Source organism: Bacillus sp. SA1-12 (assembly GCF_000981385.1).
Lineage (GTDB): Bacteria > Bacillota > Bacilli > Bacillales > Bacillaceae > Metabacillus.
Genome location: NZ_LATZ01000004.1, coordinates 188246 through 211249 on the forward strand (window position 1 = coordinate 188246; position 23004 = coordinate 211249).

Annotated in this window: 20 protein-coding genes and 1 pseudogene; 5 read left to right on the forward strand and 16 right to left on the reverse strand. The window is 37.6% G+C overall.

Annotation, left to right across the window (positions count from 1 at the left end; translation table 11 throughout):
• Positions 1 to 23: 23 nt before the first annotated feature.
• From WQ54_RS04400 to WQ54_RS31745, 4 genes are all read right to left on the reverse strand, one after another.
• The gene (locus WQ54_RS04400) at positions 24 to 1703 is read right to left on the reverse strand and encodes an ABC transporter substrate-binding protein (RefSeq protein ID WP_046512658.1); all 1680 of its coding nucleotides are present in this window, start codon (positions 1701 to 1703) and stop codon (positions 24 to 26) included.
• A gap of 69 nt (positions 1704 to 1772) precedes the next feature.
• Complete coding sequence (locus WQ54_RS04405; RefSeq protein ID WP_046512660.1) at positions 1773 to 2687, reverse strand: carbohydrate ABC transporter permease; 915 nt, start codon at positions 2685 to 2687, stop codon at positions 1773 to 1775.
• A gap of 14 nt (positions 2688 to 2701) precedes the next feature.
• Entirely contained in the window at positions 2702 to 3628 is a 927-nt protein-coding gene (locus WQ54_RS04410; protein ID WP_231597448.1) for a sugar ABC transporter permease, read from the reverse strand.
• A 650-nt stretch (positions 3629 to 4278) separates the two neighbouring features.
• Positions 4279 to 4902, reverse strand: a complete 624-nt coding sequence (locus tag WQ54_RS31745; protein ID WP_052737650.1) for a helix-turn-helix transcriptional regulator — start codon at positions 4900 to 4902, stop codon at positions 4279 to 4281.
• Positions 4903 to 5403: 501 nt separating this feature from the next.
• Here WQ54_RS31745 and WQ54_RS04420 point away from each other — a divergent pair.
• On the forward strand, positions 5404 to 5916 hold the full coding sequence (locus WQ54_RS04420) for a DUF3231 family protein (RefSeq protein ID WP_046512780.1): 513 nt from the start codon (positions 5404 to 5406) through the stop codon (positions 5914 to 5916).
• Positions 5917 to 6074: 158 nt separating this feature from the next.
• Entirely contained in the window at positions 6075 to 6209 is a 135-nt protein-coding gene (locus tag WQ54_RS35185; RefSeq protein WP_269431546.1) for a hypothetical protein, read from the forward strand.
• A 238-nt stretch (positions 6210 to 6447) separates the two neighbouring features.
• Here the strand turns inward: WQ54_RS35185 and WQ54_RS04425 are convergent, their stop codons facing one another.
• Both WQ54_RS04425 and WQ54_RS04430 read right to left on the reverse strand, forming a co-directional pair.
• Positions 6448 to 6630, reverse strand: coding sequence for a hypothetical protein (locus WQ54_RS04425; protein ID WP_046512665.1), 183 nt, complete (start codon positions 6628 to 6630; stop codon positions 6448 to 6450).
• A gap of 50 nt (positions 6631 to 6680) precedes the next feature.
• Entirely contained in the window at positions 6681 to 8216 is a 1536-nt protein-coding gene (locus tag WQ54_RS04430; protein WP_052737651.1) for an alkaline phosphatase, read from the reverse strand.
• A 637-nt stretch (positions 8217 to 8853) separates the two neighbouring features.
• Here WQ54_RS04430 and WQ54_RS04435 point away from each other — a divergent pair.
• Complete coding sequence (locus WQ54_RS04435; protein WP_046512667.1) at positions 8854 to 9615, forward strand: TrmB family transcriptional regulator; 762 nt, start codon at positions 8854 to 8856, stop codon at positions 9613 to 9615.
• A 58-nt stretch (positions 9616 to 9673) separates the two neighbouring features.
• Here the strand turns inward: WQ54_RS04435 and deoD are convergent, their stop codons facing one another.
• From deoD to WQ54_RS04455, 4 genes are all read right to left on the reverse strand, one after another.
• Positions 9674 to 10381 carry a purine-nucleoside phosphorylase gene (gene deoD / locus WQ54_RS04440; RefSeq protein ID WP_046512785.1) on the reverse strand — a complete coding sequence of 236 codons (708 nt, stop codon included), beginning with the start codon at positions 10379 to 10381 and terminating at the stop codon, positions 9674 to 9676.
• 53 nt (positions 10382 to 10434) lie between these two features.
• Positions 10435 to 11607: an MFS transporter gene (locus tag WQ54_RS04445; RefSeq protein WP_046512670.1), complete on the reverse strand. Its 1173-nt coding sequence runs from the start codon at positions 11605 to 11607 to the stop codon at positions 10435 to 10437.
• 309 nt (positions 11608 to 11916) lie between these two features.
• Complete coding sequence (locus tag WQ54_RS04450) at positions 11917 to 13521, reverse strand: phosphodiester glycosidase family protein (RefSeq protein ID WP_052737652.1); 1605 nt, start codon at positions 13519 to 13521, stop codon at positions 11917 to 11919.
• Between the two features lie 360 nt (positions 13522 to 13881).
• Positions 13882 to 14769: an AraC family transcriptional regulator gene (locus WQ54_RS04455; protein WP_046512673.1), complete on the reverse strand. Its 888-nt coding sequence runs from the start codon at positions 14767 to 14769 to the stop codon at positions 13882 to 13884.
• 108 nt (positions 14770 to 14877) lie between these two features.
• Here WQ54_RS04455 and WQ54_RS04460 point away from each other — a divergent pair, with 108 nt between their 5' ends.
• Positions 14878 to 15828 carry a DMT family transporter gene (locus tag WQ54_RS04460; protein WP_046512677.1) on the forward strand — a complete coding sequence of 317 codons (951 nt, stop codon included), beginning with the start codon at positions 14878 to 14880 and terminating at the stop codon, positions 15826 to 15828.
• Between the two features lie 53 nt (positions 15829 to 15881).
• On the opposite strand, the gene WQ54_RS04465 is transcribed toward WQ54_RS04460, so the two are convergent.
• The 5 genes and pseudogenes from WQ54_RS04465 to WQ54_RS35580 all read right to left on the reverse strand — a co-directional run bounded on the left by WQ54_RS04465 (position 15882) and on the right by WQ54_RS35580 (position 20171).
• Positions 15882 to 16631 carry a DUF2628 domain-containing protein gene (locus tag WQ54_RS04465; protein WP_046512680.1) on the reverse strand — a complete coding sequence of 250 codons (750 nt, stop codon included), beginning with the start codon at positions 16629 to 16631 and terminating at the stop codon, positions 15882 to 15884.
• 143 nt (positions 16632 to 16774) lie between these two features.
• Positions 16775 to 16855: pseudogene (locus WQ54_RS35575) on the reverse strand (hypothetical protein); the annotation flags it as partial.
• A gap of 211 nt (positions 16856 to 17066) precedes the next feature.
• Entirely contained in the window at positions 17067 to 18011 is a 945-nt protein-coding gene (locus WQ54_RS04470; protein WP_046512683.1) for a homoserine kinase, read from the reverse strand.
• Between the two features lie 305 nt (positions 18012 to 18316).
• Positions 18317 to 19780, reverse strand: coding sequence for an Msr family ABC-F type ribosomal protection protein (locus tag WQ54_RS04475; protein WP_046512687.1), 1464 nt, complete (start codon positions 19778 to 19780; stop codon positions 18317 to 18319).
• A 346-nt stretch (positions 19781 to 20126) separates the two neighbouring features.
• Complete coding sequence (locus tag WQ54_RS35580; RefSeq protein WP_156177705.1) at positions 20127 to 20171, reverse strand: erythromycin resistance leader peptide; 45 nt, start codon at positions 20169 to 20171, stop codon at positions 20127 to 20129.
• Between the two features lie 275 nt (positions 20172 to 20446).
• Here WQ54_RS35580 and WQ54_RS04480 point away from each other — a divergent pair, with 275 nt between their 5' ends.
• Positions 20447 to 21328: a YegS/Rv2252/BmrU family lipid kinase gene (locus WQ54_RS04480; protein ID WP_046512690.1), complete on the forward strand. Its 882-nt coding sequence runs from the start codon at positions 20447 to 20449 to the stop codon at positions 21326 to 21328.
• Between the two features lie 71 nt (positions 21329 to 21399).
• Here the strand turns inward: WQ54_RS04480 and cls are convergent, their stop codons facing one another.
• The gene (cls, locus tag WQ54_RS04485) at positions 21400 to 22905 is read right to left on the reverse strand and encodes a cardiolipin synthase (RefSeq protein WP_046512694.1); all 1506 of its coding nucleotides are present in this window, start codon (positions 22903 to 22905) and stop codon (positions 21400 to 21402) included.
• Positions 22906 to 23004: the final 99 nt, after the last annotated feature.

Consider the following 23004-nt stretch of genomic DNA (forward strand, 5'->3'; position numbering starts at 1 on the left):
CGGCATTATTTCAAGTTAGCAATCTATTCCTTGCTCCATAATTCAACTGTGTCCTTCACTATTTTCGTGAATTCTTTTTCTGCCTCTTCAACTCCGGCTTTCTCTAAGTCCTTCATGAATAGATCCCATATTCGATCAAAGTCATCAGGTTTAGTAAGAATAGCCTCTGGAATTCGTTTAAACGTGATATCTATCATTTTTTTGTTTGATACCTCAAGCTTAGAACCTGCAGGGATTGCAAGATTGTAGCCTGCACCCCAAGGTTTTACAGGAAATTCCTCAGCAGGTGGGAATAGATCCTTCCATAATTCAGCATCATAATTTTTCAGTACTTCTTTTTCAACATCTGTTAAACCTTCGATTGCCAGTTCACGGGTATTGACTGTAAAGGTTTGTCCTGTTGAGTCTAACACACCATCGCCATAACGCGGGGCAAAGCGAAGGAAGTTATAGCCTATTCCTGTTTCCTTTAAATAGTCTTTATTATTTCTGCGTTTATCCCATTCTTCTTCTGGGATAACACGCTTGCCATCAACGATTTCATAATGCTCCCCTTCAATTCCCCAATTTAACATGATTTGTGTTTCTTCTGAAACTAAATAATCGAGGAATTTGATAGCGCGAACAGGGTCTTCACAATCAACAGTGATGCCAATCCCCCATCCTACTTGGAAACCTGAGCTTTGATATGCATGGTGCTTATATTCTTCACTTAAAGTAATAGGATAGTAGCCATACATTCGTTCATATTTCCCTTCATCACGTAAGGCATTCTGTGCGTCATTGATCATATAATCCGGAGCGATAGTTGCTAATGCCCGTCCTGTAGACAATTTTGCTAACCATTGATCATTTTTTTGGACAAAAGATTCCTGATCTAACAGACCTTCTGTGTTCATCTTGTTATACCAGCGGAAAACTTCTTTTTCAGCTGGACGGCGATAATGCAAGGTCGCTTCATAGGTCTGTGGATCAACGTAATACTCACCATCATCTGATGCCCCCGTCATCATAAATCCGCTATTTAAGGTAGAAGCTTGAAAACGCCAGCCATCTGACTGGAGGGTTAATGGAATCGTTGGCTGTCCATCGATTTCAGGATGACGTTTATAATATTCTTTCAAGACATTTTCTAAGTCCTCAAGCGTTTTCATTTCCGGATAACCCAATTCCTTCACAACATCGTGCTGGACAAGTGCTGCGAAACCTGGAGTCATTGCCTCATTTTTAACTGGACTATTAGGTAAAACATATATGGATGGGTCATCTTTACTCCACTTCATCCGATTGATTTCATCACCAAGCATTTTTTTAATATTTGGTGCATGCTCTTCAATAAGCGGGGCAAGGTCAATTAACGCTCCTGCTTCAACAAGCTGACTAGCACCCTTTGATGTAATGAGATCAGGATATTCACCGCTGGCAATCATTAAAGGAATTTTTGTTTGACCGCCTTCCATATCAAATTCTGGATCAAGTGTTACCCCTGTATCCTCTTTAATCTTTTGTCCAATCGGGCTCTCCATATTCTCCCAGTCAGAGTTCGCGTCAGAATCAAAAACCGTAAAGGTCATTTCCCCATTTCCATCTGATTTGCTGTCATTTTCAGTTGAAGCCTTCTCATTTGAACCTTGACATGCCATCAACATCGCAAATAAAGCTGTGATAAAAACCATACCGCAAATTCTTTTAAAAGATTTCATCCCATTTCTCCCCCTTGATATACAGTTGTTTGTAAAAATAGGTGAACCTGCAGACAACATAAGCAGCTCTTACTGTTTTACTGCTCCCAATGTCATCCCTTGAATAAAAAATCTTTGCACGAATGGATACACTAAAATGATCGGGATAACGGTAATCATGGTGATCGCCATTTTGATGGATTCAGGTGATACCATGTTTGATTGCTGCTCCGCATTTGGCCGCATCTGATTCGCATCAACGCTTCCACTCATGGAGGTATTATCCAAAATTTTCATTAATTCATACTGTAAGGTTGTTAAGCTTTCATTCATGCTATTGTATAAATAGGTGTCAAACCAACTGTTCCATTGTCCTACTGCGACAAATAATGCGATTGTCGCTAATACTGGCTTACATAGCGGCAGGATAATCCGATAAAAGATTGTAAAATCATTCGCTCCATCCATTTTCGCTGATTCCTGGAGGGAAAATGGCAGACCATCCATAAACGACCGAATAATTATGATATTAAAGGCACTTACCAGGCCTGGCAAAATATAAACCCAAAATGAGTTCATTAAGCCTAAATCTCTTACCAGCATATAACCAGGAATTAATCCTCCTGAAAAATACATCGTTAACACAATAAAGGTGGATACAAACTTCCGTCCCTGGAAGTCAGCCCGGCTTAAAGTAAATGCAACCATCGCTTGGACAAAAACACCTAAAACGGTACCGACCACTGTCCGCAGGACCGAGTTAATAAAGCCGGTAACTAAGTTATCGTATTTAGCAATTTCTAAGTAATTATTAAATGTGAACTCCCTCGGCCATAAATAAATCCCGCCTCTCACTGTATCGGTTGATTCATTCAATGAAATCGCCAATACATTTAAAAAGGGATACAATGTGACAACCATGACAACCGTTAAGAATGCATAATTTAACAGGTCGAAGACACGGTCTTTATTTAAACCTTTATTTAAAGCTCGATTCCCAGCCATTTATCCGTTCTCCTTTACATGACACTTTGATTTGAAAAGCGCTTAAAGATTCCATTCGCAATAAACAAGAGGATAATACTAACGACCGAATTAAAAATGCCAATGGCTGTCCCATAAGAAAATTGCCCTAATCCAATTCCGTAGTTAAGCGCATACAAATCCAGGACCTCTGAATAATCAACAACAAGTGAGTTTCCTAACAGCATCTGTTTTTCGAATCCGATGCTGACCAAGTGACCGATATTTAAAATCAGCACAACAAGAATGGTTGGACGGATGCCCGGTAATGTCACATGCCAGATTCTTCTTAATCTGCCCGCTCCGTCTACTTTTGCAGCTTCATAAAGCTGAGGATCAAGTCCGGCAATCGCTGCTAAAAAAATAATGGCATTCCAGCCCATTTCCTTCCATAAATCCGAGGCCGTTACGATTCCCCAGAACCATGTCCCTTGAGCCATAAACTGAAAAGGTTCATCAAGAATATTTAACTTCAGTAAAAGGTCATTAACGATACCGCCATCAATTGATAGCATTTTTGTCACGATCCCAGCCACCACTACCCACGAAACAAAGTGAGGCAAATATGTTACAGTTTGCACAGTTCGTTTAAATACAGAATGCCGAACTTCATTGAGCAAAACAGCAAACAAAATCGGAACAGTAAACCCAACGATTAAACTAAGAAAACTCATCGCTAACGTATTTCTTAACACCAGAAAAAAACGTTCATCAGTAAATAAGGTGATAAAATGTTCGAAGCCGACCCACTCTTGTTCAAAGAATGACCTTGCTGGCCGATAATTTTGAAACGCCATCGTCCAACCCCATAAAGGCAAATAATTAAAAACAAAAACCCATGCAACAAAAGGGAGTGACATCATATAAAGAATTTTTTGACTTGAAAACACCTTCCAAAAACTCCGTGTCTTTTTCGTTTTCATTGTCAGATTCCCGCTTATAATTGGTTTCTTTTTTACCGTTTCCATAAGACTCCTCCTTCTCTGTATATTTATTCTAAATGAGGAAACACGGTAAAAATACCTTACTAATTTTCACAAAAATCAGGTGATAATTAGTAAGGTATTTATCTGATTTTAATACCTATATATAAATGATTATTCGAAATGGTTTATGTATTAAATTCATTGCTGTCAATAAATTAAACGCTTTCTGAAAAAGCGATAATCCTAAAAAATTTAAGAAACTATCCTACATTTTCACACAGGATGAGAAAGTTATATAGTGTGAATTTTTTATAGGGAAATAAATACAACAAAAAAAGAGTAATCAACCCTAACAGCTAATAAGTAGGGATGATTACTTTTTAACTTTTTCAACTAATAAAACAACCAACGTAACTAAGGCAATCATAAACATCGCTGTATTAATATCCATAGGTGCACCTCCATGATGGGGAGGCTTTATGCCAACCCGGTTAGCTATTGACATGATGCCATTGCAAAAAATGTTCACTAACTCGTTATGGTATAGCATATTGAGGCTGGTGCATGTTTTATTACCTTTTTTTAAAAATATTTAATAAAAGTTAAATATTTTCAACTAATTCACACAAAAAAAAGATGCCTTTCCTTTAAGCATCACGTGTTTTTTCCCTATATAACATTTCATTCAGAGGCGGATAATCCAAGGCATGCCATATCCTCAAAAAAAACTCAATTGATGGTTGAGATTTATTATTCATATAAATGGATAAATTGCTTTTATCAATACCGGTCAGTTCTGAAAGCTCTTTTTGCGAAAGTTTTTGCTGCTTCATGATTTTCTTAATATTATTTTTAATCGTCCCCTCATGGCGATTAATGAGCGATTCAACATTTTCCTTCGGCGTGTCACTCATTTGCTTAGCTCCCTCATTTAATATCGGCAGAAATTCTGGCAGGGATTCATATAATTTTCTCGTTATTTCCTTCGGCTGGTGAGCATCAATATTGTCGAGCATAGAGTCGATAAAAAGCATGGTTGCGCCCTTTATAAAATCCTCTGGGGTATACTCCACATCGACTTTATCCATTTTTGCTTCTACATTTGCATAGGTTGTATAATCTTTAATTTTATCAAAGTTTTCTTTTTTAAAGCCCACTTTTATAAATACAAATTCGTCTTGTTCAGATCGTTCTTCTGTTTCAGTTGTTTGACTATCGCCAAAACTAACATATGTGATCTTATTTTGTTCGGAATTATTTTTTTTATTCATTATGTATATCGCCTCCTTTTCGTGGACAACTTATGAGTAACAAGAAAATGTAAGTGAGGTGCTTTATATGACGAAAGATGAAAGAAAAGATGTAACAAGAGATGTAGGCGGAACCGGTAAGCGTTCATAATAAATAACCACAAATAATAAGCATTTAAAAACGCGACACACATACTCAGTGTCGCTTTTATTATATGTTACGTTTTTGATTCTTATCATCCTAAATTGAAAAACTTTAACTTTTGTTTGGATCTGTCAATCAATTATTAATCAAATGGCACTTTAAGTGTTATCACACACCTGCATTGTAACTAGCTTTCAATTTTCGATCCTCCTTAATAAGTTAGGTTAAGTTTAAAAACCTTGAATAAATTTAACTTTGTTACAAATACTTTAATTGTTTTTGTAATTCCATTTTTGATATAAAACTGTGATTTATATCATGTTAACTCTGATAGGAGAATTTTAATGGATGTAAAAAAAACAATAAGGAGTGTTTTCATGGGTATTTTAAGCGGAAATCCACAAAATGAGCCACTGCATTATGGTGAAGTGTTTTCTACTTGGTCTTTCCTTCTTACTGCAAAAGGGGCTGTAGCTGGGTATCAAACACAGTTGAATCATGCAGGAGATGGAGATTTAAAAAAATTATTAGAGGAATCAATTCAAAATTGCCAACAAGAAATTCAGCAAATTGAGGCTCTTTTAAAGGAAAACGGAGTCGGCCTCCCTCCTACTCCCCCAGAAAGACCTAAAGCTCGGCTTGAAGATATACCAGTTGGAGCAAAAATGATGGATCAAGAAATTGCTGCAGCATTATCAGCTAATATCGCGGCAGGATTAGTATCTTGCAGTATGATTATTGGTCAATCTATCCGTGAAGATATTGCTATGATGTTTGGACAAATTCACACTCAAAAAGCCGCTTTAGGAGGCAAAGCGTTAAGACTTAATAAGGAAAAAGGCTGGTTAATTCCTCCGCCGTTACATCTTAATAAAACGGAAGATTGTTAAGAATCGTACCTCTTTTGGGGTATATGTCAGTCTCTAAGCACCCGCATTTTAATGCATTGATTTAAAATGCGGGGTGCATTTACACTAGGTGATTTCCCCAATTTGGTAAGATCAGTGATCATTATTACTTTCTTGGCTACTTTAGGACACTTGGCGGGATGCATACGGTATGGATTTCCCATGGTGAATTATTTCCTTCTGAGCTTGGATTTAATCCGGATGTTACAGTTTCAAACATTGGTGAATTAGTTCCTTACTTTTCATTTGGGGAGTTTCAGGAAGGGTATGTATGATTTTCTCAATCTTATATACAGAAAACAAATTAAAAGAAGGGCAATTACGGTACATTAAATAGATTAGATGAGACATACGTAAGAGCACCGGATTACAACAGAAAGGCATGTTGATTGTGTAAAACTTGTGGCGGTAAATCCGGATCTATTTCACCCAGGTGAAGACGGCAGCAGGGTTCCTGAAACTGGGGCACTTATTGCAGCGATCCAAGCGGTAACAGGCTATAAAGAATATGAATCAGTTCGTTCTTGTACAATCATAGAGCTTTTCATAGGTAAACGAGGGATCGCGTCCTACAACGACCACATCACATGGCTCCTTACTACCTAAAGATAATACAATGTGACCGCTTGACTTAATGGACTGCTCAAGTGCAAGTGTACCAAACGTTTTCACTCGGACATTTCCGTATTTTTCCAACAAATAATCTCCCACCAGTTTCAACATAGGATTTATATGCTCCATCACCATTATGCGTATTGTCTGTAACCATCCCTGGTCGTTGTACGGTAAGGAAGTATTTGATCCTTCGGACAAATATAACAATCATATTTGCCATTGTTTACGGTAAATGATGTAAGCGTACTGGCATCTGCGTTTGGATCGCTGGCTGATGTAACAACCCTAAAGTCACTTTGCCAAGATTTGTGTGTCACGTTGCAAACAACGTAGCCACGATAGTCACCATTAAAAAACTTAACATGTGGGTTCACTGAAAGAGCGGCTTCTACAGCATCCTTCCATCCGCAACCTGAACTGATCGAAGTACCGACAAACTCTGTTGTGAGAGTTTCTGATATAGGATTGTTGAAATCCTTCTTTACATCATTCACAAAGCTTGAATGCCAGTCCCCACTTAATACAATTGGATTTGAAGGACGTCGTTCTTTAATGAAAGTAAGCAGGCGATCACGATCTGCAGTATATCCATCCCACTGGTCATGATTGACGCTTAATCCTTCCCCTGTGTCATAGTCGTATTGTGCCATCATAGTTTGCTGTGCCAAGACATTCCATTTAGCGCGTGAGCGAAGTAAATTTTTTATCACCCATTGTCCTTGTTCAGACCCCATCATTGTTCTTGAAGGATCTGAAGCTTCAGGAGAAACAGGCCCTCCGGGAAACCCTTCACCTACTTGATCATCACGGTACTGCCGTGTATCCATTACGCTGAATTCAGCTAGATCGCCAAACGTAAATTTCCGATAAAGAAGCATGTCCGATCCTTGTGGCTTTGATCGACGTCTAAGAGGCAAGTGCTCATAGTAAACTTGAAATGCTGCTGCAAGCAATTTAAGGAAGCGCTCGCGCTCATTTGACTCTTCATTATCCGGTTGAGAAGTATCATTTGCCCAGTTATTCTCAATCTCATGGTCATCAAAGGTTACGATGAAAGGGAATTTTGCATGTGCCGCTTGCAAATCCGGCGATGTTTTATATTTTGCATGATTGTTTCGGAAGTCAACTAATGTTTCCATATCTCTGCTTTCATACGTGTAATCTCCAAGATGAAGAACAAAATCAAGATCTTCTTTAACCATATTATTATAGGCAGCGTAACGTCCACCTGCCCAAGATTGACAGGAAGCGATGGCAAACGAAAGACTTTTCACATGATCATCATAATCCGGAGCTGTCTTCGTTCTACCTACCGGGCTTATTTCATTTCCAGCTATAAACCGATAATAATACTCACGACCGGATTTTAACCCATAAACTTCAGCATGCACAGAATGACCAAGCTCGGGAGCAGCAACCTCTGTTCCTCTGCGAACAATCTTCTTGAACTTTTCATCTTCCGCAACCTCCCACTGGACAGAAACATATCTTTTTTCCATTCCACCGCTTCCATCTTCTGCAAGAGGATCCGGTGCAAGCCTTGTCCATAAGACAACACCGTCTGGAAGCGGATCGCCAGAGGCAATTCCAAGTGTAAACGGATAAGCCGAGAAAGTAGGTGCTTCTTCTGCATCCATTTGGATTGATATTTGGAAGGGAAAGACCAATCACTGTTGCTACTGCAGTTTTTCCTGATGCTCCTAGAAAGCTTCGGCGATTAATCTTTCTTGAAGAAAGGTCTTCTAGCCATTTGTCAAATTTCAAGTTAATCTCTCCTTTATTGTTTTGACTGAATTTCCACTTTCCCTTGAAATAGTAAGAGCTCCTCTAATAGCTAACTGCTTAAATCCACAAAAAAACCCAAGTATAGCCAGTCCCGAAAAAAACACATGGCTTAACCTAAGCAAATGTGTATGATCAGAGAACTTGCAACTATACCTGGGTTTTCTCCTTATACTCCACCCTTGGCAGTTAGCAATATTAATTTCTACAAAATTTAAACTCTATGTATTTATCATAAAATGATTTTATTAATAGAGTATTAGGGGTAAGTAAATATCCTATGAATATTTATTTCAATAACTAGTCCATTTCTCCCGAATATTGTCATATTTTTGGATAATACTGTCTTTTTAAGCTTTATAAAATGGCAGCTTATTTTCTTTATTTTAAAACCTTCGAGTTGAACGATTGTCCCATAGTACTCTGTTATTGAAATTGATTTTCCACTTACATTATGATTATGATTAACAGATACCCCCATTATTACAATAGAAAATCTAAAGGGATAACACTGGAGGAACCATGTTACAAAAATTCGGCTTTTCTCAATATGAAAGTAAAGTTTATGAAGTACTGGCGACAAGCGAGGAACCTATGGATGCAACGACTATTGTTAAATATTCAGGTGTCCCAAAGGCAAAAATATATGAAGTGATCTCACGTATGATTGAAAAAGGCATGATCATGGATTCAATTTCGGACAATAAAAAGCTTTATACCGGACTGCCATTATCGATTGCGATTGAAAAACTAACAAGTGAATTTCAAGCGAACGTGGAACAATTAAAAAATAACGGCATCAAAAAGCGTTCCTACAATGATGAGCATGTTTGGAGCTTGAAGGTGGATACATCCATCCGGGCTCAAAGTAAACAGCTTGTTCAAGATGCCAAAGAATCAATTCGTCTATCGGCTTGGAAGGATGACCTAAGTGAATACTTGCCTTTGTTAACTGAAAAAGAAAAACATGGGGTAGATGTCGAGGTGCTGGTTGTTGGTGAAATAGATACAACCTTATCCAATATCCACACATTGATTCCAGCAAAAGAACACCATTCATTAGAACGGTTCCGTTTGATCATCGCAGATGATAAAGAAGTCATCTTTGCAGGTGTGGAAGATCGATCCTGGCAGGCAATGAAGACAATGGCCAAACCATTTATCAAGGTGTTTACCGAGTTTTTCTACCATGATGTGGCATTGGCTAAAATTAATGAAAAGCATTTTGATCTGTTAATGAAGGATGAAGAGATTAAAAGCATATTGATGAAGTTACGCTATTAGGGATTTGGTCAAAATAAAGAGAGGCGACTCATATGAGCAGCCTCTTTTTCAGGAGAACTTAGTAAGAAATAGCTGCTTGAAGTGCCATCTCAATCATGTCATTAAAGGTTGTTTGGCGTTCTTCAGCAGTTGTTTCTTCACCTGTCATAATATGGTCACTTACCGTTAAGATGGATAGGGCATTTACACCATATTTTGCTGCAAGGGTGTATAATGCTGTTGTTTCCATTTCCACAGCCATGACTCCGTAATCAGCTAATTTCTCTACAATTTCCATGCTATCACGATAAAATACATCAGCTGTTAAGACATTTCCAGCCCGTACAAACAGTCCTTTCTTGATGCCAGCATCATAGGCTTTTCTCACTAAATCAAAGTTTGCACACGGAGCAAAGTCAATCCCCGGAAAGGTAAGACGGTTTATATTGGAGTCGGTACAAGCGGTCATTGCCAAAATGACATCACGCACCTTCACATCCTTTTGAATAGCCCCGCATGTTCCAACGCGAATTAAATTTTTTACGCCATAATCTCGAATCAGTTCATTAACATAGATGGAAATCGAAGGAATCCCCATGCCGGTTCCTTGCACAGACACATGTTCCCCATTAAATGTTCCAGTAAATCCAAGCATTCCCCTTACATTGTTGTAGCAACTAACATCTTCCAAAAAAGTCTCTGCAATATACTTTGCTCGTAACGGGTCACCAGGCAATAAGATATTTTCTGCAATTTCACCTTGTTTTGCGTTAATATGTGTACTCATTTTTTTATCATTACAATTGGGTACCAATTGCAATGAAATTCACCTCCATTTTATTATTCTTGATTTCTAGCAAGGGTCAAAAAAGAATGACCTTGTTTAGCCATTGATATCCCTGCAGCTCCCAATGCAGCAATGATAAATAAACCGCCAATTTGAGGATTTAGAGCGGCAGATCCCCCCTCAATGACAATCCCCCCGACAAACGATCCGAAAGCAATGCCAAAATGCAGTGCTGAATTATTTAAGCTTTGCTGAATATCAGACGTTTCCGGAGCAGCCTCAATAAGATAGCTTTGCATTGCTGGTGTAATCGCCCAGCTTAACATACTCCAAATCATCATGACTACTAAAAATAACGGAAGAGCGAAAGTCGTATAAGGAATAGAAAAAATGGCAGCTCCAAAAACTATAATTACAAATAGAATAGTAGGCTTTGTACCAAACCTGTCAGCCAGTAATCCGCCAAAACCACCGCCGGCTACTGCTGCAACCCCAAAGATTAAATACACAACACTAACCCAAGTTCCATCGAGTCCAACTTCCATTTTTAAAAATGGCGTTAAATAACCATATAAGGTTAAATGTCCGGCCAAAAACAGAAAAGATGTTAGCTGGGCAAATAATACCCTTCGATTTTTCAATGTGCGTAGTTGCATTCTAATCGAAATTGACGGTTTTGGTTCAATGGTATCCATATAGAAAGTCACACCGATGATCGACAGTAATGTTAAAACGAGAATCATGATAAACGGGGCACGCCAACCAAAAGCATTTCCTAACATTAATCCGATTGGAACACCTAACACAAGGGAAGCACTGACACCCATAAATACCACACCAATTGCACGCGCCCGGTATTTTTCTGCCACAATGCTTGATGCAATTGTTACACATAATACGACAAGCAAAGACCCGCTTGCAGCTGAAATAATTCGTGCAATTAATAGCATGCTATAGGAAGGACTGAAGACTGCCAAGCCGTTCCCGATAAAAAAGATTAATAAAGCAAGCAATGTTAATCGCTTCCGCTCAACACCTGCTGTCATGGTCAATAAAATCGGCGCAGCCATCGCAAATACAAGCGAGAACACCGTGATGAGAAATCCTGCCTTTCCCAGACTTACATTTAAATCTGACGAAATTAAATCAAGGATTCCTCCGATTATCAATTCAACCATTCCAACTACAAACGAAACAATTGTTAATAAGTAAACACGTTTATCCATTATCTACGCTCCTTTATGGTTACTACTAAGATAGTAACCTAAGAGAATAGAGTTAACAAGAGGAAATTTATAAAATAAAAACCACATGTTACTCGACTCCTCAAGACTAAAGCGGTGAAGACATTATTGGATCTGGAATAATGCTTAGTCTAAATGGCTGCTGAAATAGATAAAGAGGTAATCGTTAACGTTTTTACCGTTAGCAATTACCCCTTCTTATTTGTACTATTCATTCTAAAAGAGACTTTTTAGAAGACCGGTTTTCTTATTAAATAATTACCTGTATAACCAGATTTTTATCGTTTGAACTTATTGCATTAAAAGTATGGCATCAGCAATCGGGCGTTCACCAGTTTGATCTGATGGTCTTGTAACTAATGTATCGTCAACGATCATGGATGTAGACCCGCCGCCATCAAGGTTGAGAGCATCCACTGCACCTAGTGATTTCATAATCCTTGCACTTTCTTCAAAATTCGCACCTACACTCCAGCCTGGGGCTCGTCCGTCAATTGTTACGAACAGCAGGTTGCCGTTTTCCTTAATTCCTGCAAGTGTCCTTGGGTTTCGACGTTCCCCGAATCGGTAATAAAACTCAGGATTCTCTTCCCAGTGAAATCCTTCCTCTACTGCGTTTATTGATAGTTTACGATTTTCTAATAAACGTGGTCCTCCGTTAATAATTCCGGTTGTTTGTTTTAGCAATAAAGGTTTATCATCCGCAGTCATTTCACTTTTAACCTGAATATTCATCCCTTCTTGTGCGTGTTCTCTCAACCACTGTGCTGCTTCTCCCGTCCCAGCAAGTACTGAACCTTTATTTGGAATTTCTCCGCCGCGATTGTTGCGAAAATCAACAACATCACCAGACTCATTTAATACCACTTCGGCTCCTTCACCAGATTCCGTGTTCTCACCGAATGCAAAAGTATATTGAATCAATTCACTATCATCTTTACAAGTATAATCATGTTTCGGCTTCTCAGTTGTCATATCTCCTCCTGTTCCGCCGCAGCCGCGAATCAATCCAGGCATACGATTAACACCATCAACTTCCCGATCAGCGCCGTCTGTTGAAGTAGCTTTAATGTAAGATGAAACTGAAGCGATGGACGCATCGCTTCCTGATGAAGGAAAAAGAAGACTCGAGCGGCCGTTGACCGCTTCACTAATAAGCTTTCCATTTATGACAGATATACCCGCAAGATCACCAGGTGTTCCATCATTGCTTCCTACTACAAAGTATCCTCCATTTATTCCAGCTAATGCGTGGTTTCTTTCAACCATTTCGGTTAACGTTTCTTTTCCTTGTACTTCATCATTAGCTAACGCAGGCACAACTTTTCCTTTATATTTTTCCGGATCAACTTCAATCACATTAATCACCCATGGTCCTGTTGTCATCTTTCCATCCTCACCGGTAAAAACAACACGAAGGCCAGTATATCCATCATTAGACATTTCTTGCTGAAGAGCCTTTGCATCTTCCTCCAATTTGAAAGTTCCAACACGGACAAGAAATCCTAGCGGCCCCTTTTCTTTGTCATCCATCGCTCTTTCTGTTATCTTCTCAATACGAGTTTTATCATATCCATCACTTTCAAGTTTTTTTGCTAATGTTTTTGCTTGTTTATATGTGTCAACGAAATCAACATCCACTGTAAAAAAATCTTCATCTGATTGTTTTCCGCGTGTGATTTTAGTGTGAGTAACTCCAGGTGCTAAATTTTCAGCTGTTCTTTTTTCCTTTAAATTAGGTGCACCAAGCGGGAGCTCATCATTTATTATTTGCCTTATCGAATTTTCCTTGTTCTCAGCTTGAACCTGCAATATTTGGGCATTATTTAAAAGCAGAACAGAAGCTAGACTGATCGATGCGATAGGTATCATAGCTTTTTTCATCGTTTTTCTCACTATTCCCACTCCTTAAGTTAATCGACTACTATAAAACCAATTTTGGCAGCAAAATAATCCAAGCCATGTTTTTGTCATTCTTCTCACTGATATGAACTTTAAAATAAGCACGGACATTAAGAAGCTCTTACATTGAAACAATTGATTTTTATTATAAAAACAAGATATTAAGCAGATGTTAATGTTTCATTGCAACAGCATTAGAGTTTATGAAGCTTTTGTAAAGTTTCCACAAATTCAAAAAAGCCAATCGTTTAAAGCCCTTAAAAATATTCTCAAGGGCTTTAAACGATTGATCCACTATGATCTTGATTCCCCCATATTTCCACGGGGTAACTTTTTTTATATCCTTACTATTTATTAATCATCCATTTTAGCTTTTTTATAGGCCAACGGCGTCATATTTATCGACTTTCGAAATTTATCAATAAAATAGCTTGTGCTATTAAATCCTACTTGATAAGCCACTTCCGTCACATTCGATTCTGTTTGTTGCAATAAACGTAAGCTTTTTTGAATTCGATAATCTGTTACATACTTTAATGGGGTAGTGTTTAACATTCTCTTGAAATACCGGCAGCATTCAGAGCGGCTCAATTGGCCTGCTTTTGCAATATCGTCCAGCAAAATTTTCTCGGCATAATGGAAATGGATCCAATTTAACATTTCCTTCATCCGGCTATTTTTCACCATCTCTGTTTCATCGAATTCTAATTGAAAACCGCTTATAATCAAGCTTTTCCAAATTAAGGATAGCTGAATGGTGATGTCGATTTCATAGTATGATGATTTTTGCTGAATCCAATGATTGATTTTGATCATAGCATCTAAAATGTTTTTCCCCCAAGGTTCAGCGGAATCTATGTATAAGTAAGATAAATTAGTCGCTTGAATATAGGGATATACATAGGTTGCATAGAGTTCTTGTGGTAAAACGAAATGAGGAGAAATATTCAAGCAAAGATAGATACACCCGGATTGATTTTTATCCTCTGTCATGTGGAGACAGCCGCTATTTATAAATAGACCATTACCTTCTCGGACCTCCACTTTTTCTTTATTTATTTGAAAGATGGCTTCCCCTTTTATAATGTAGACAAATTGTATTTCTTCATGCCAATGAAGAGGTATATAACCATGTATATTTTCATTAATCGTTGTTTCATAACAGGCGATCGGTAACGAAACTGTTCGATGCTCAGTAAGCTCTTTTAGCTGTTGATCAATCACGAAATTCTTTATCTGCAAACCCAACACCTCAATATATTGATATTTTTTCGTTCAATACGAGTAGAAAAAACCAAACTTTCCCCTTATGATAACAATATTATTATATTTAAAGGTGGAGAAACAATCATGAGTAAACCTGCTAAAAGAACAGGATTGTTCCTTGTGATAACAGGAGCGGTATTTTGGGGAGTTGGAGGAACAGTTGCACAAAAGCTTTTTCAATACGCAATCGATGTAAATTGGCTTGTTACGGTACGATTGCTTATAGCTGGTTTATTACTGCTATTTGTTCAATTTATTGGAAAAGACCGTTCTCAAATTGTTGGTGTGTGGAAAAATAAAAAGTCAGCATTTCAACTGATCATCTTTGGTCTAGTTGGTATGCTTGCTGTTCAATATACCTACATGTCATCGATACATTATGGTAATGCAGCTGTTGCTACATTATTGCAATATTTAGCACCTGTTATGATTATCATTTATCTCATTTTACGTAAGCAAACGGTTTTAACTGTAAGTGATGGGGTCACGATTTCACTTGCTTTAGTTGGCTGCTTTTTCCTGTTAACAAACGGCTCAATCACACAATTATCTGTGTCTTCACCAGCGATTATTTGGGGGATTTTATCAGGAGCGGCGTTAGCATTTTATACGTTATATGCCGTTCCTCTGCTGAAGGAGTACGATTCGCTTGTCATTGTTGGCTGGGCGATGGTCATCGGCGGTTTAGCCTTAAGCTTTATGCACCCTCCTTGGCAGGTGGATGTTTCAAGCTTTAAGTTGGAAACCTCCTTCTATTTACTTTTCGTGATCATCTTTGGTACGATGTTGGCCTTTTGGTTTTATATCGAAAGCTTACAAAGTCTTTCGCCTAAAGAAACAAGTCTTTTCAGCAGTCTAGAGCCTTTAGCTGCGGTTTTAACAACCGTCATTTGGTTAAAGGAATCGTTTGGAATTTTTCAATGGGTTGGTACAGCCTGTATTATCACGATGATTTTATTATTAGCGTTAAATAAAAAATCCTCCTCTAAAACTAGTAAAACAACAAAAACTGAAACACCCCTCAGAGTTAGTTGAGGGGTGTTTTATAGAGGGACAAAATAGGAAAGCTTTTTACCTATCACTGCAATCTACCAGTTTTCTTCAATCCACAATTCATAGTCGATCGCTTCTTCTTTACTGAGTTTCTCACCATTCAGGTAAACATCACCCCATTCATAGAGCTGTTTATCAAAAAATACATGAAAGAGTATGCGTACATCTTCATCTTCCGTATAGTCATAGCCTTTGAATTCTACCACATGGTAGCGATCCTCTTCCTTCACATAATTCCACCTATAATCTTCCGTAAATACTTCAAGTGTAATCGCATCGTCACTGTAGCGGACGATATCTTTAATATTTGTTTTAGTTGGTACATAAGCAAGAGCAAAGTCCGTTAGGAGAAAGAAGAAAAGGCTAAAGGCCATGAGTCCGAACATGATCCCAAGATGTGCTCCGCCTTTCGTTTTTATATAAGGTTCTTGCTGAGAATCAGGTCGTTCTTGTGCTTCATTTAATATCTTAACAGTGTGCAAATTATACCAGCGATTTCCGTACCAGCCTGTAATGATTCCTACAAGCGGATAAAAGCTATACAGCAGCCATTCGGGCATATCTACAAAATAGATAGGAATGGTCAAAATCAGCTCAATTCCGAGAAAAATAAAAAATAACTTATACATTTTCCGATAGGCCAGCCAGAAGATGGTAAAGAAAAATGCAGCCCAATTCCACGTGTTATGCTTTCCAGGATCACTTACCGACCCCCATTTTAGATGATAATAAGATGTGTTTTTTTGCACGACCTTTAATAGTTCTTTTAAGCGGGATTCTTCCATGTGGGTCTCCTCTTTGTTCAAAGTAAATTTAATAGATTAAAAATACTTCAGGATACGTAAAAGTACAAGCATTATCTCAATCATCAGAAGTAAAATTTCTTATTTTGGACAGCTTCTATAAAGAAGCATTCCCGCTTTCTTATTCAGCTTCTTTTCTGTTTCCAATGATAGATAAGAACGGCCAAAAAGTTTGCACCTAAGAATAATAGATTTCCCTGTGCATTAAAGTGTAATTATTGCGTTTCAAACCCATTTTTACATCATATTCATCCATGGTTATACCTAATTCCTTTCGTTTCATATCATCTTGGTTTAATAGTTATTAAAAATGGATTATAGACGCTACAATTGGAAGATCCTCAAAACAACATTGGTTTCTTCCTTAGGGACAATGTTAGGTTACTCCTTGGACAAATGTAACCTCATTCTGTATTCTTAAAATAATTCCTCAAAAAATCTTTGTCTTCCTATGTGATCAAGGTAATCAATCTTTCTTTTTTCATAAAAATCCTCGGAGTCTCCTCTTTCAAAAAACCAAACACAATCTATAAAAATACTTAATTTATACACATCAAATAAATGTTTTTTTTCAACTGTTTCTAACGGTCTGTGTTTTACGTATTCTAAGACAATTTTCCTCGCTTCGTTAAAGTTAATGAACTCATTTTGATCATAACGCCAAGCCCAAGATTCTAATAAACCAACTAAATCAAACAGCAGATATGTATAGTTGGCATCATCAAAATCCAACAATGCACTAAATTCACCATTGTTGAACAAAACATTAGAGAAGTGAAAATCCGCATGACAAATCCCTTTCGGTAATGATTGAGGCAGATTTAATTCATTCAAGCCATTCTTTAGCCAACTGAATTTCTTTTTTGAATGTAAGTTATTTATGCGCTCTGATGCCTTTTGGGCTTGTTCCTTGCAAAATTCAACATTATAATTCCAGCGACTCTCTTTATATATAGGTTGATAATCTTTCGTAATCGTATGTAATTCTGCAGCCATTTGAATGAGCTGTTTCTTTTGTATCTCGTTCGGCTCTTGAACGTGATGTCCCTCCATATAGTCAAATACAGCATAAGGTTTTGAGTTATAACTATTTACAAATTTTCCATTCTTATTTTCTATTGGTTTTGGACAGGGATAATTGTGATTCTTTAAAAACCTAAGTAATTCAGTTTCAAATAAAACCGAATTCTCAGTGCGGTTTTCATAATACCTGAAAACAAACTGACCATTCGTTGTTTGAATTCTAATGTTCGTTTGAACATTTCCGTTTTTAAAAGGTTCGGAGTCTATGTATTTACCAAGGTTATAATTTGTCATTATCTTTGCTAATTCATGTTCTGAAAATTCTGTTTTTGCAGCCATGTATGATTCCCCTTTATTATATTATTTACTTGGTAAGCGGCCATGTAACGGATGGTGATCAATTTGAGAAAAACATTAAAGAATGTTTACTAATATTAAGCCATGAAACATTTTGGCAATATAAATTGGCCTCATTCGTTGACTGTTATCTTCTTAAGATAATACAAGATATCCTACTTTCCCTCAAAAATTCAAGCCCTTACATACATATAATTTGACCGTGTTAAGCAACGTTTTTTAGGGGGTAGATCCTTTAACTCCATTTAAAACTAAAAAGAAGCAGAGTCCTTCTGCTTCCTGTCACATTATTTTATTACAATTAATTTTTGATTTTCTATTGAATATACACAATCAGCGACTCTTTCAATAAATGTACGATCATGTGATACGAGAAGGACAGTTCCTTCATATGCCTTCAAAAAGCGTTCCAATGCCTCAATACAAAAAACATCTAAAAAATTGGTTGGCTCATCTAAAATCAGGACATTATATCTCCCTAAAAATAGTTGGCACAATATCAAACGAACCGCTTCTCCACCACTTAACTCCCGGACATTTTTCTTAACATCATTTCCAATAAAATTCATTGCATGAAGAGCTGCACGAATTTTACTTTCATCATAGTCACTTCTTTCTTTTATATAGGCCAATACACTTTCATCTTTTTCAAATTGATAACTCATTTGTTCATAACATCCAATTACCGCTTTCGGAGAAATGATCATCCCCTCACCCTTTTGATAAATGTGCCGGAGTAAGGTTGTTTTTCCTGAACCATTCTTTCCTTTAATAGCAATAGTATTTCCCAATGGAAATTGGAAGGTTGTTTCCTTTAGGAGAAGGTTATTTCCTCGCTTTAGTGTCAGACGATCTGCCATAATTGGAAACTTATTATGCACCTGAAGAGCGATTGGCTGATGAAACCTAAGTGTTTGTTCAACTTTCGCGGCCTCAACTGCTTCAAGCTGGTTCACTCGTTGCTCAATCGACTTCGCTGCACGCTGAACAGCTTTTTGGCTCGTATCCTTTGATTTTGTCATAAACATTTTATTCGCTTTTGCTTTCGTTTCCTTCTTTGAAATATGGCCATTAGCTTGAGTTATTTTTTCTGCCTTTTTCATTTTTTCCTCTGCAGCCCTTAACAAACGTGTTTTTTCTTTTAAATAGTTTTCATGCTGCTGTTGCTGCTGTCTTCTCTGGAGCTCTTTTTGCGCTGCATAATCTGAATAATTTCCTGTGTATTCAGTTACACATCCATCTTCGATCTCCCAAATTTTCGAGACGAGTTTATCCAGGATATAACGGTCATGACTGACAAGCACGAGCGCTCCGTAATAATAGGCCAATTCATCGATAAAAAAGCGTGTCCCCTCTTCATCAAGATGTGTTGTAGGCTCATCAATCAATAGACCTTCATGATAATTTGAAAAGATCTGTGCTAACTTCAGCCTTGTTTGTTCACCGCCGCTAAAGTTTTCAATCTTGGTTTGTGGAATAGCTAACTTTCCAACTAGCTCAAAATCTACGTCTCTTTCAACAGGTGATTCCACCTGATCAAAATAAGCAAAATCCACAAATTGTTTGACATGACCCTTATCAGGCTTAATTTGTCCGTTCATAAGTTTCAATAACGTACTCTTGCCAGCTCCGTTCTTACCAACAATTCCAATCCGGTCAAACTGATGGACGGCCAGCCGGGGAATAGTTAACACTATACGATCTAAAAATGAGAGTTCTATCTTTTCTAATTCAAGACATATTTTTTCCATTATTCATTACCTCGCTTTGTTAAAATAAAAAAATCACAGGCATCTGCCTGTGATTTGAGAGTAAAGGGAAGAAACATACCTATCCTTATTAGTTAAGGGGCTATTAGGAGCCGTCAGCAAATAAGCCTTCCTTTTACTAAACAAAAGAAGGAAAATCTAAACAAAAAGAAAGAAAGGCAGAAAAATCCGCCTTTCTGGACATTACATATTTTTCATCTCCTTGCCCACAGTTCATCGCAATGGACTAATATGGGCAAAAGAATATATGAAATGAAGATTATTAAAAAAGGACAGACTGATCCCGTTTACTCTGCAATCACGAAGCAGAGCCTTTGAACGTATTCAATTACCGGTTCAAAGTTGGGAATCGAAGTCTCATCGAATGTGTCATTTTTTAATAATCCTCCTTAATGTATAAAAGTACAATGCCATTATAAAATCCCACTTAAAAAAAGTCAAAGGGTATTAACACAAATCTTTAACAAAAAGGGCACTTACTCCCCCTTAGTTTAACTTCTTTATCAAAAAGATTTCATTTACCATGCCTCAATCGCACTTTCTGCCGTTTGATTTCTTCTAAGTTATTCTTTCTTATTTGGTTTTACTCTTCATTTATCGGGAAATAAATCAATGTTCGTCAAAAAGGAATGAATGGAGAGAAATTAGATGAAAAGGGCCATGATTATTATGAATCCTTCTTCTGGAAAGGAAGAAGCAGAAAAAAACCTTCCACATGTTGCAGAAACATTGCAAAAACAAGGGTTTGATTTGGAAATCTACCTGACTGAAAAAGAATGTGATGCATTACAGTTTGCAAGGCTTGCCTGTAAGCATTCATTTGATGCTGTGATTTCTATGGGTGGGGATGGAACGTTAAACGAAATCATTAACGGCTTGGCTGAACAAGAACACCGGCCATCACTTGGGATTATTCCCTTAGGAACAGTCAACGATTTTGCCCGCGCATTACATATCCCGCTTGATAGCAGTAAGGCCGTAGAAGTGTTAAAGAAGGAAAAACTACGTACAGTTGATATTTGCAAAGTCAATAACAAGTATTTCTTGAATGTTCTTGCAGTTGGAGAAATTGCCGAAGCCTCATTTTCTGTATCAGCCCAACAAAAAACGCTCCTTGGTCCATTAGCTTATTTTATGGAGGGGATAAAATCCCTGACCTCAAAACAGGCTTTTCACGTAAGACTTCAACACGATAAAGGCGCATGGGAAGGAGAGGTTTTACTCATACTGGCTGCTTTAACGAACTCAGTAGGAGGATTTGAAAAAATTGCCCCTGACGCCAAAGTAGATGATGGCCTGTTAAAATGTATGATGATCAAAGATGTCTCCTACCTTCAATTCATAAAGTTAGTGAAAGCTCTTCTTAAAGGGGAACATATTAATGACCCAGCTGTCGAGTATATTAGTACATCTGCACTTCAAATCTTTTCTTCTCATCATTTGAAGGCCAATATTGATGGAGATGAGGGTGATCGTTTACCTCTCAACCTGAAGGTGTTGCCGGGCCATTTAAATATTTATGTGCTTTAAAAAAATTTACATGAAACGATCAAATTGTAATAGGGCCGGCTTTTTTTCAACCGCCCCTTCTTTAAATGATCTTATAAAACCCCAGAGAACAGTCGAGCAATTGACTCCTTTAACTTTTCGATGAGACTCCGCTTATAAAACTCAACCGGCCGTATTCGTTTACTTACATTTATATCCGCTTCATAATCAGCCACTAAATCCTGTATAGTGCTTGCCTCAATTAAAAAAGCATTTACCTCAAAGTTTAACTGAAAGCTCCGCATATCCATATTCGCTGTACCAATTGAGGCAAGATCACCATCAACTATGATGATTTTTTGATGTAAAAACCCTTTTTGATAGGAATAAATTTCAACACCGCACCGTAATAGTTCTGGAAAGTATGACCTTGTCGCATATTGGGTAAGAAACCCGTCATTAATTTCTGGCACCATGACCCGAACCTGAACTCCTTTTTTCGCAGCTATTCTCAAGGCTGTCCGGATGGATTCATTTGGAACAAAATATGGCGTTGCAATCCAAATTGATTTGGTGGCACAGGAAATCATCGTGTAGTACATATCACTTATAATGTCCTCTTGTGTATCCGGGCCGCTTGCCACGACATGGACCAACCCATCTCCTTCTACAGAAGATGCCGTGTTATAGCGCGGGTCATCAAGTAAGCATTCATTGCTAATATATTCCCAATCTAAGAGAAATATAGAATGCAGTGTTTGTAGGGCTTCCCCCTCCAGCATTAAATGGGTGTCCCGCCAAAAACCAATCTCTTCATCTTGGCCGAGATACTCAATGCCGACGTTTAACCCTCCGACAAACCCAATTTGCCCATCAATCACAATGATTTTTCGGTGGTTCCGGAAATTAAACTTTTGGTTAAAAAATCCATATTTAATGGGTAAGAAAGAATAGACGGAAACACCCGCATTCTTCATCCTTTTTATATCCTTACTTAACAATGATCGACTTCCAACGGCATCATAGATAAACCGTACTTCCACTCCATTTTTTGCTTTGTCAATTAAAATATCCATGATTTCTTTTCCAAGCCGGTCAGAACGAAAAATATAGTATTCTATATGGATAAAATGATTTGCTTTCTTTAGCTGTTTTTTCATTTCAGTAAACGTCTCGGCACCATTTGTTAAGACCTTTGTCTGTGTGCGCATATTCATCTGCGTCAGCGCAACCCGTTGGGAATATTGGACAAAGCATTTCTGATGTTCTTTAAGCTTTAAAATATCAGGAGTTTGCTGTTTAGTTGACATGTTCTTCAAGGAATCACGATCATTTTTCCGCTTGCTTTGAAAAAGATAGCCTTTCAAATACAACTGACCTGAATACAGATAAAAGATATAACCGATAACAGGGAGAAAGATCAATACATACATCCATAGCAAAGTATTGTGAGCTGTTCGGTTTTCAAGCATTAATGAGAAAATAGTTGTCAGAATAATAAGTCCGTATAAAACCAAAAAACATCCCTTCAACAGGTAGCTGCTATTTGTAAAGAAAATCATATAGACTGATCCGATAATAATGAGAACAAATAAGAATTCAATTCGTCGTTTTTTCATAAAATGGTCCTCCAACATTTGTTTAATGATTTTGACGTTAGAGAATCTAGATAAAAAGTAGTGTATGTATTTATATAGAAAGGCCCGCCTGCTGACGAG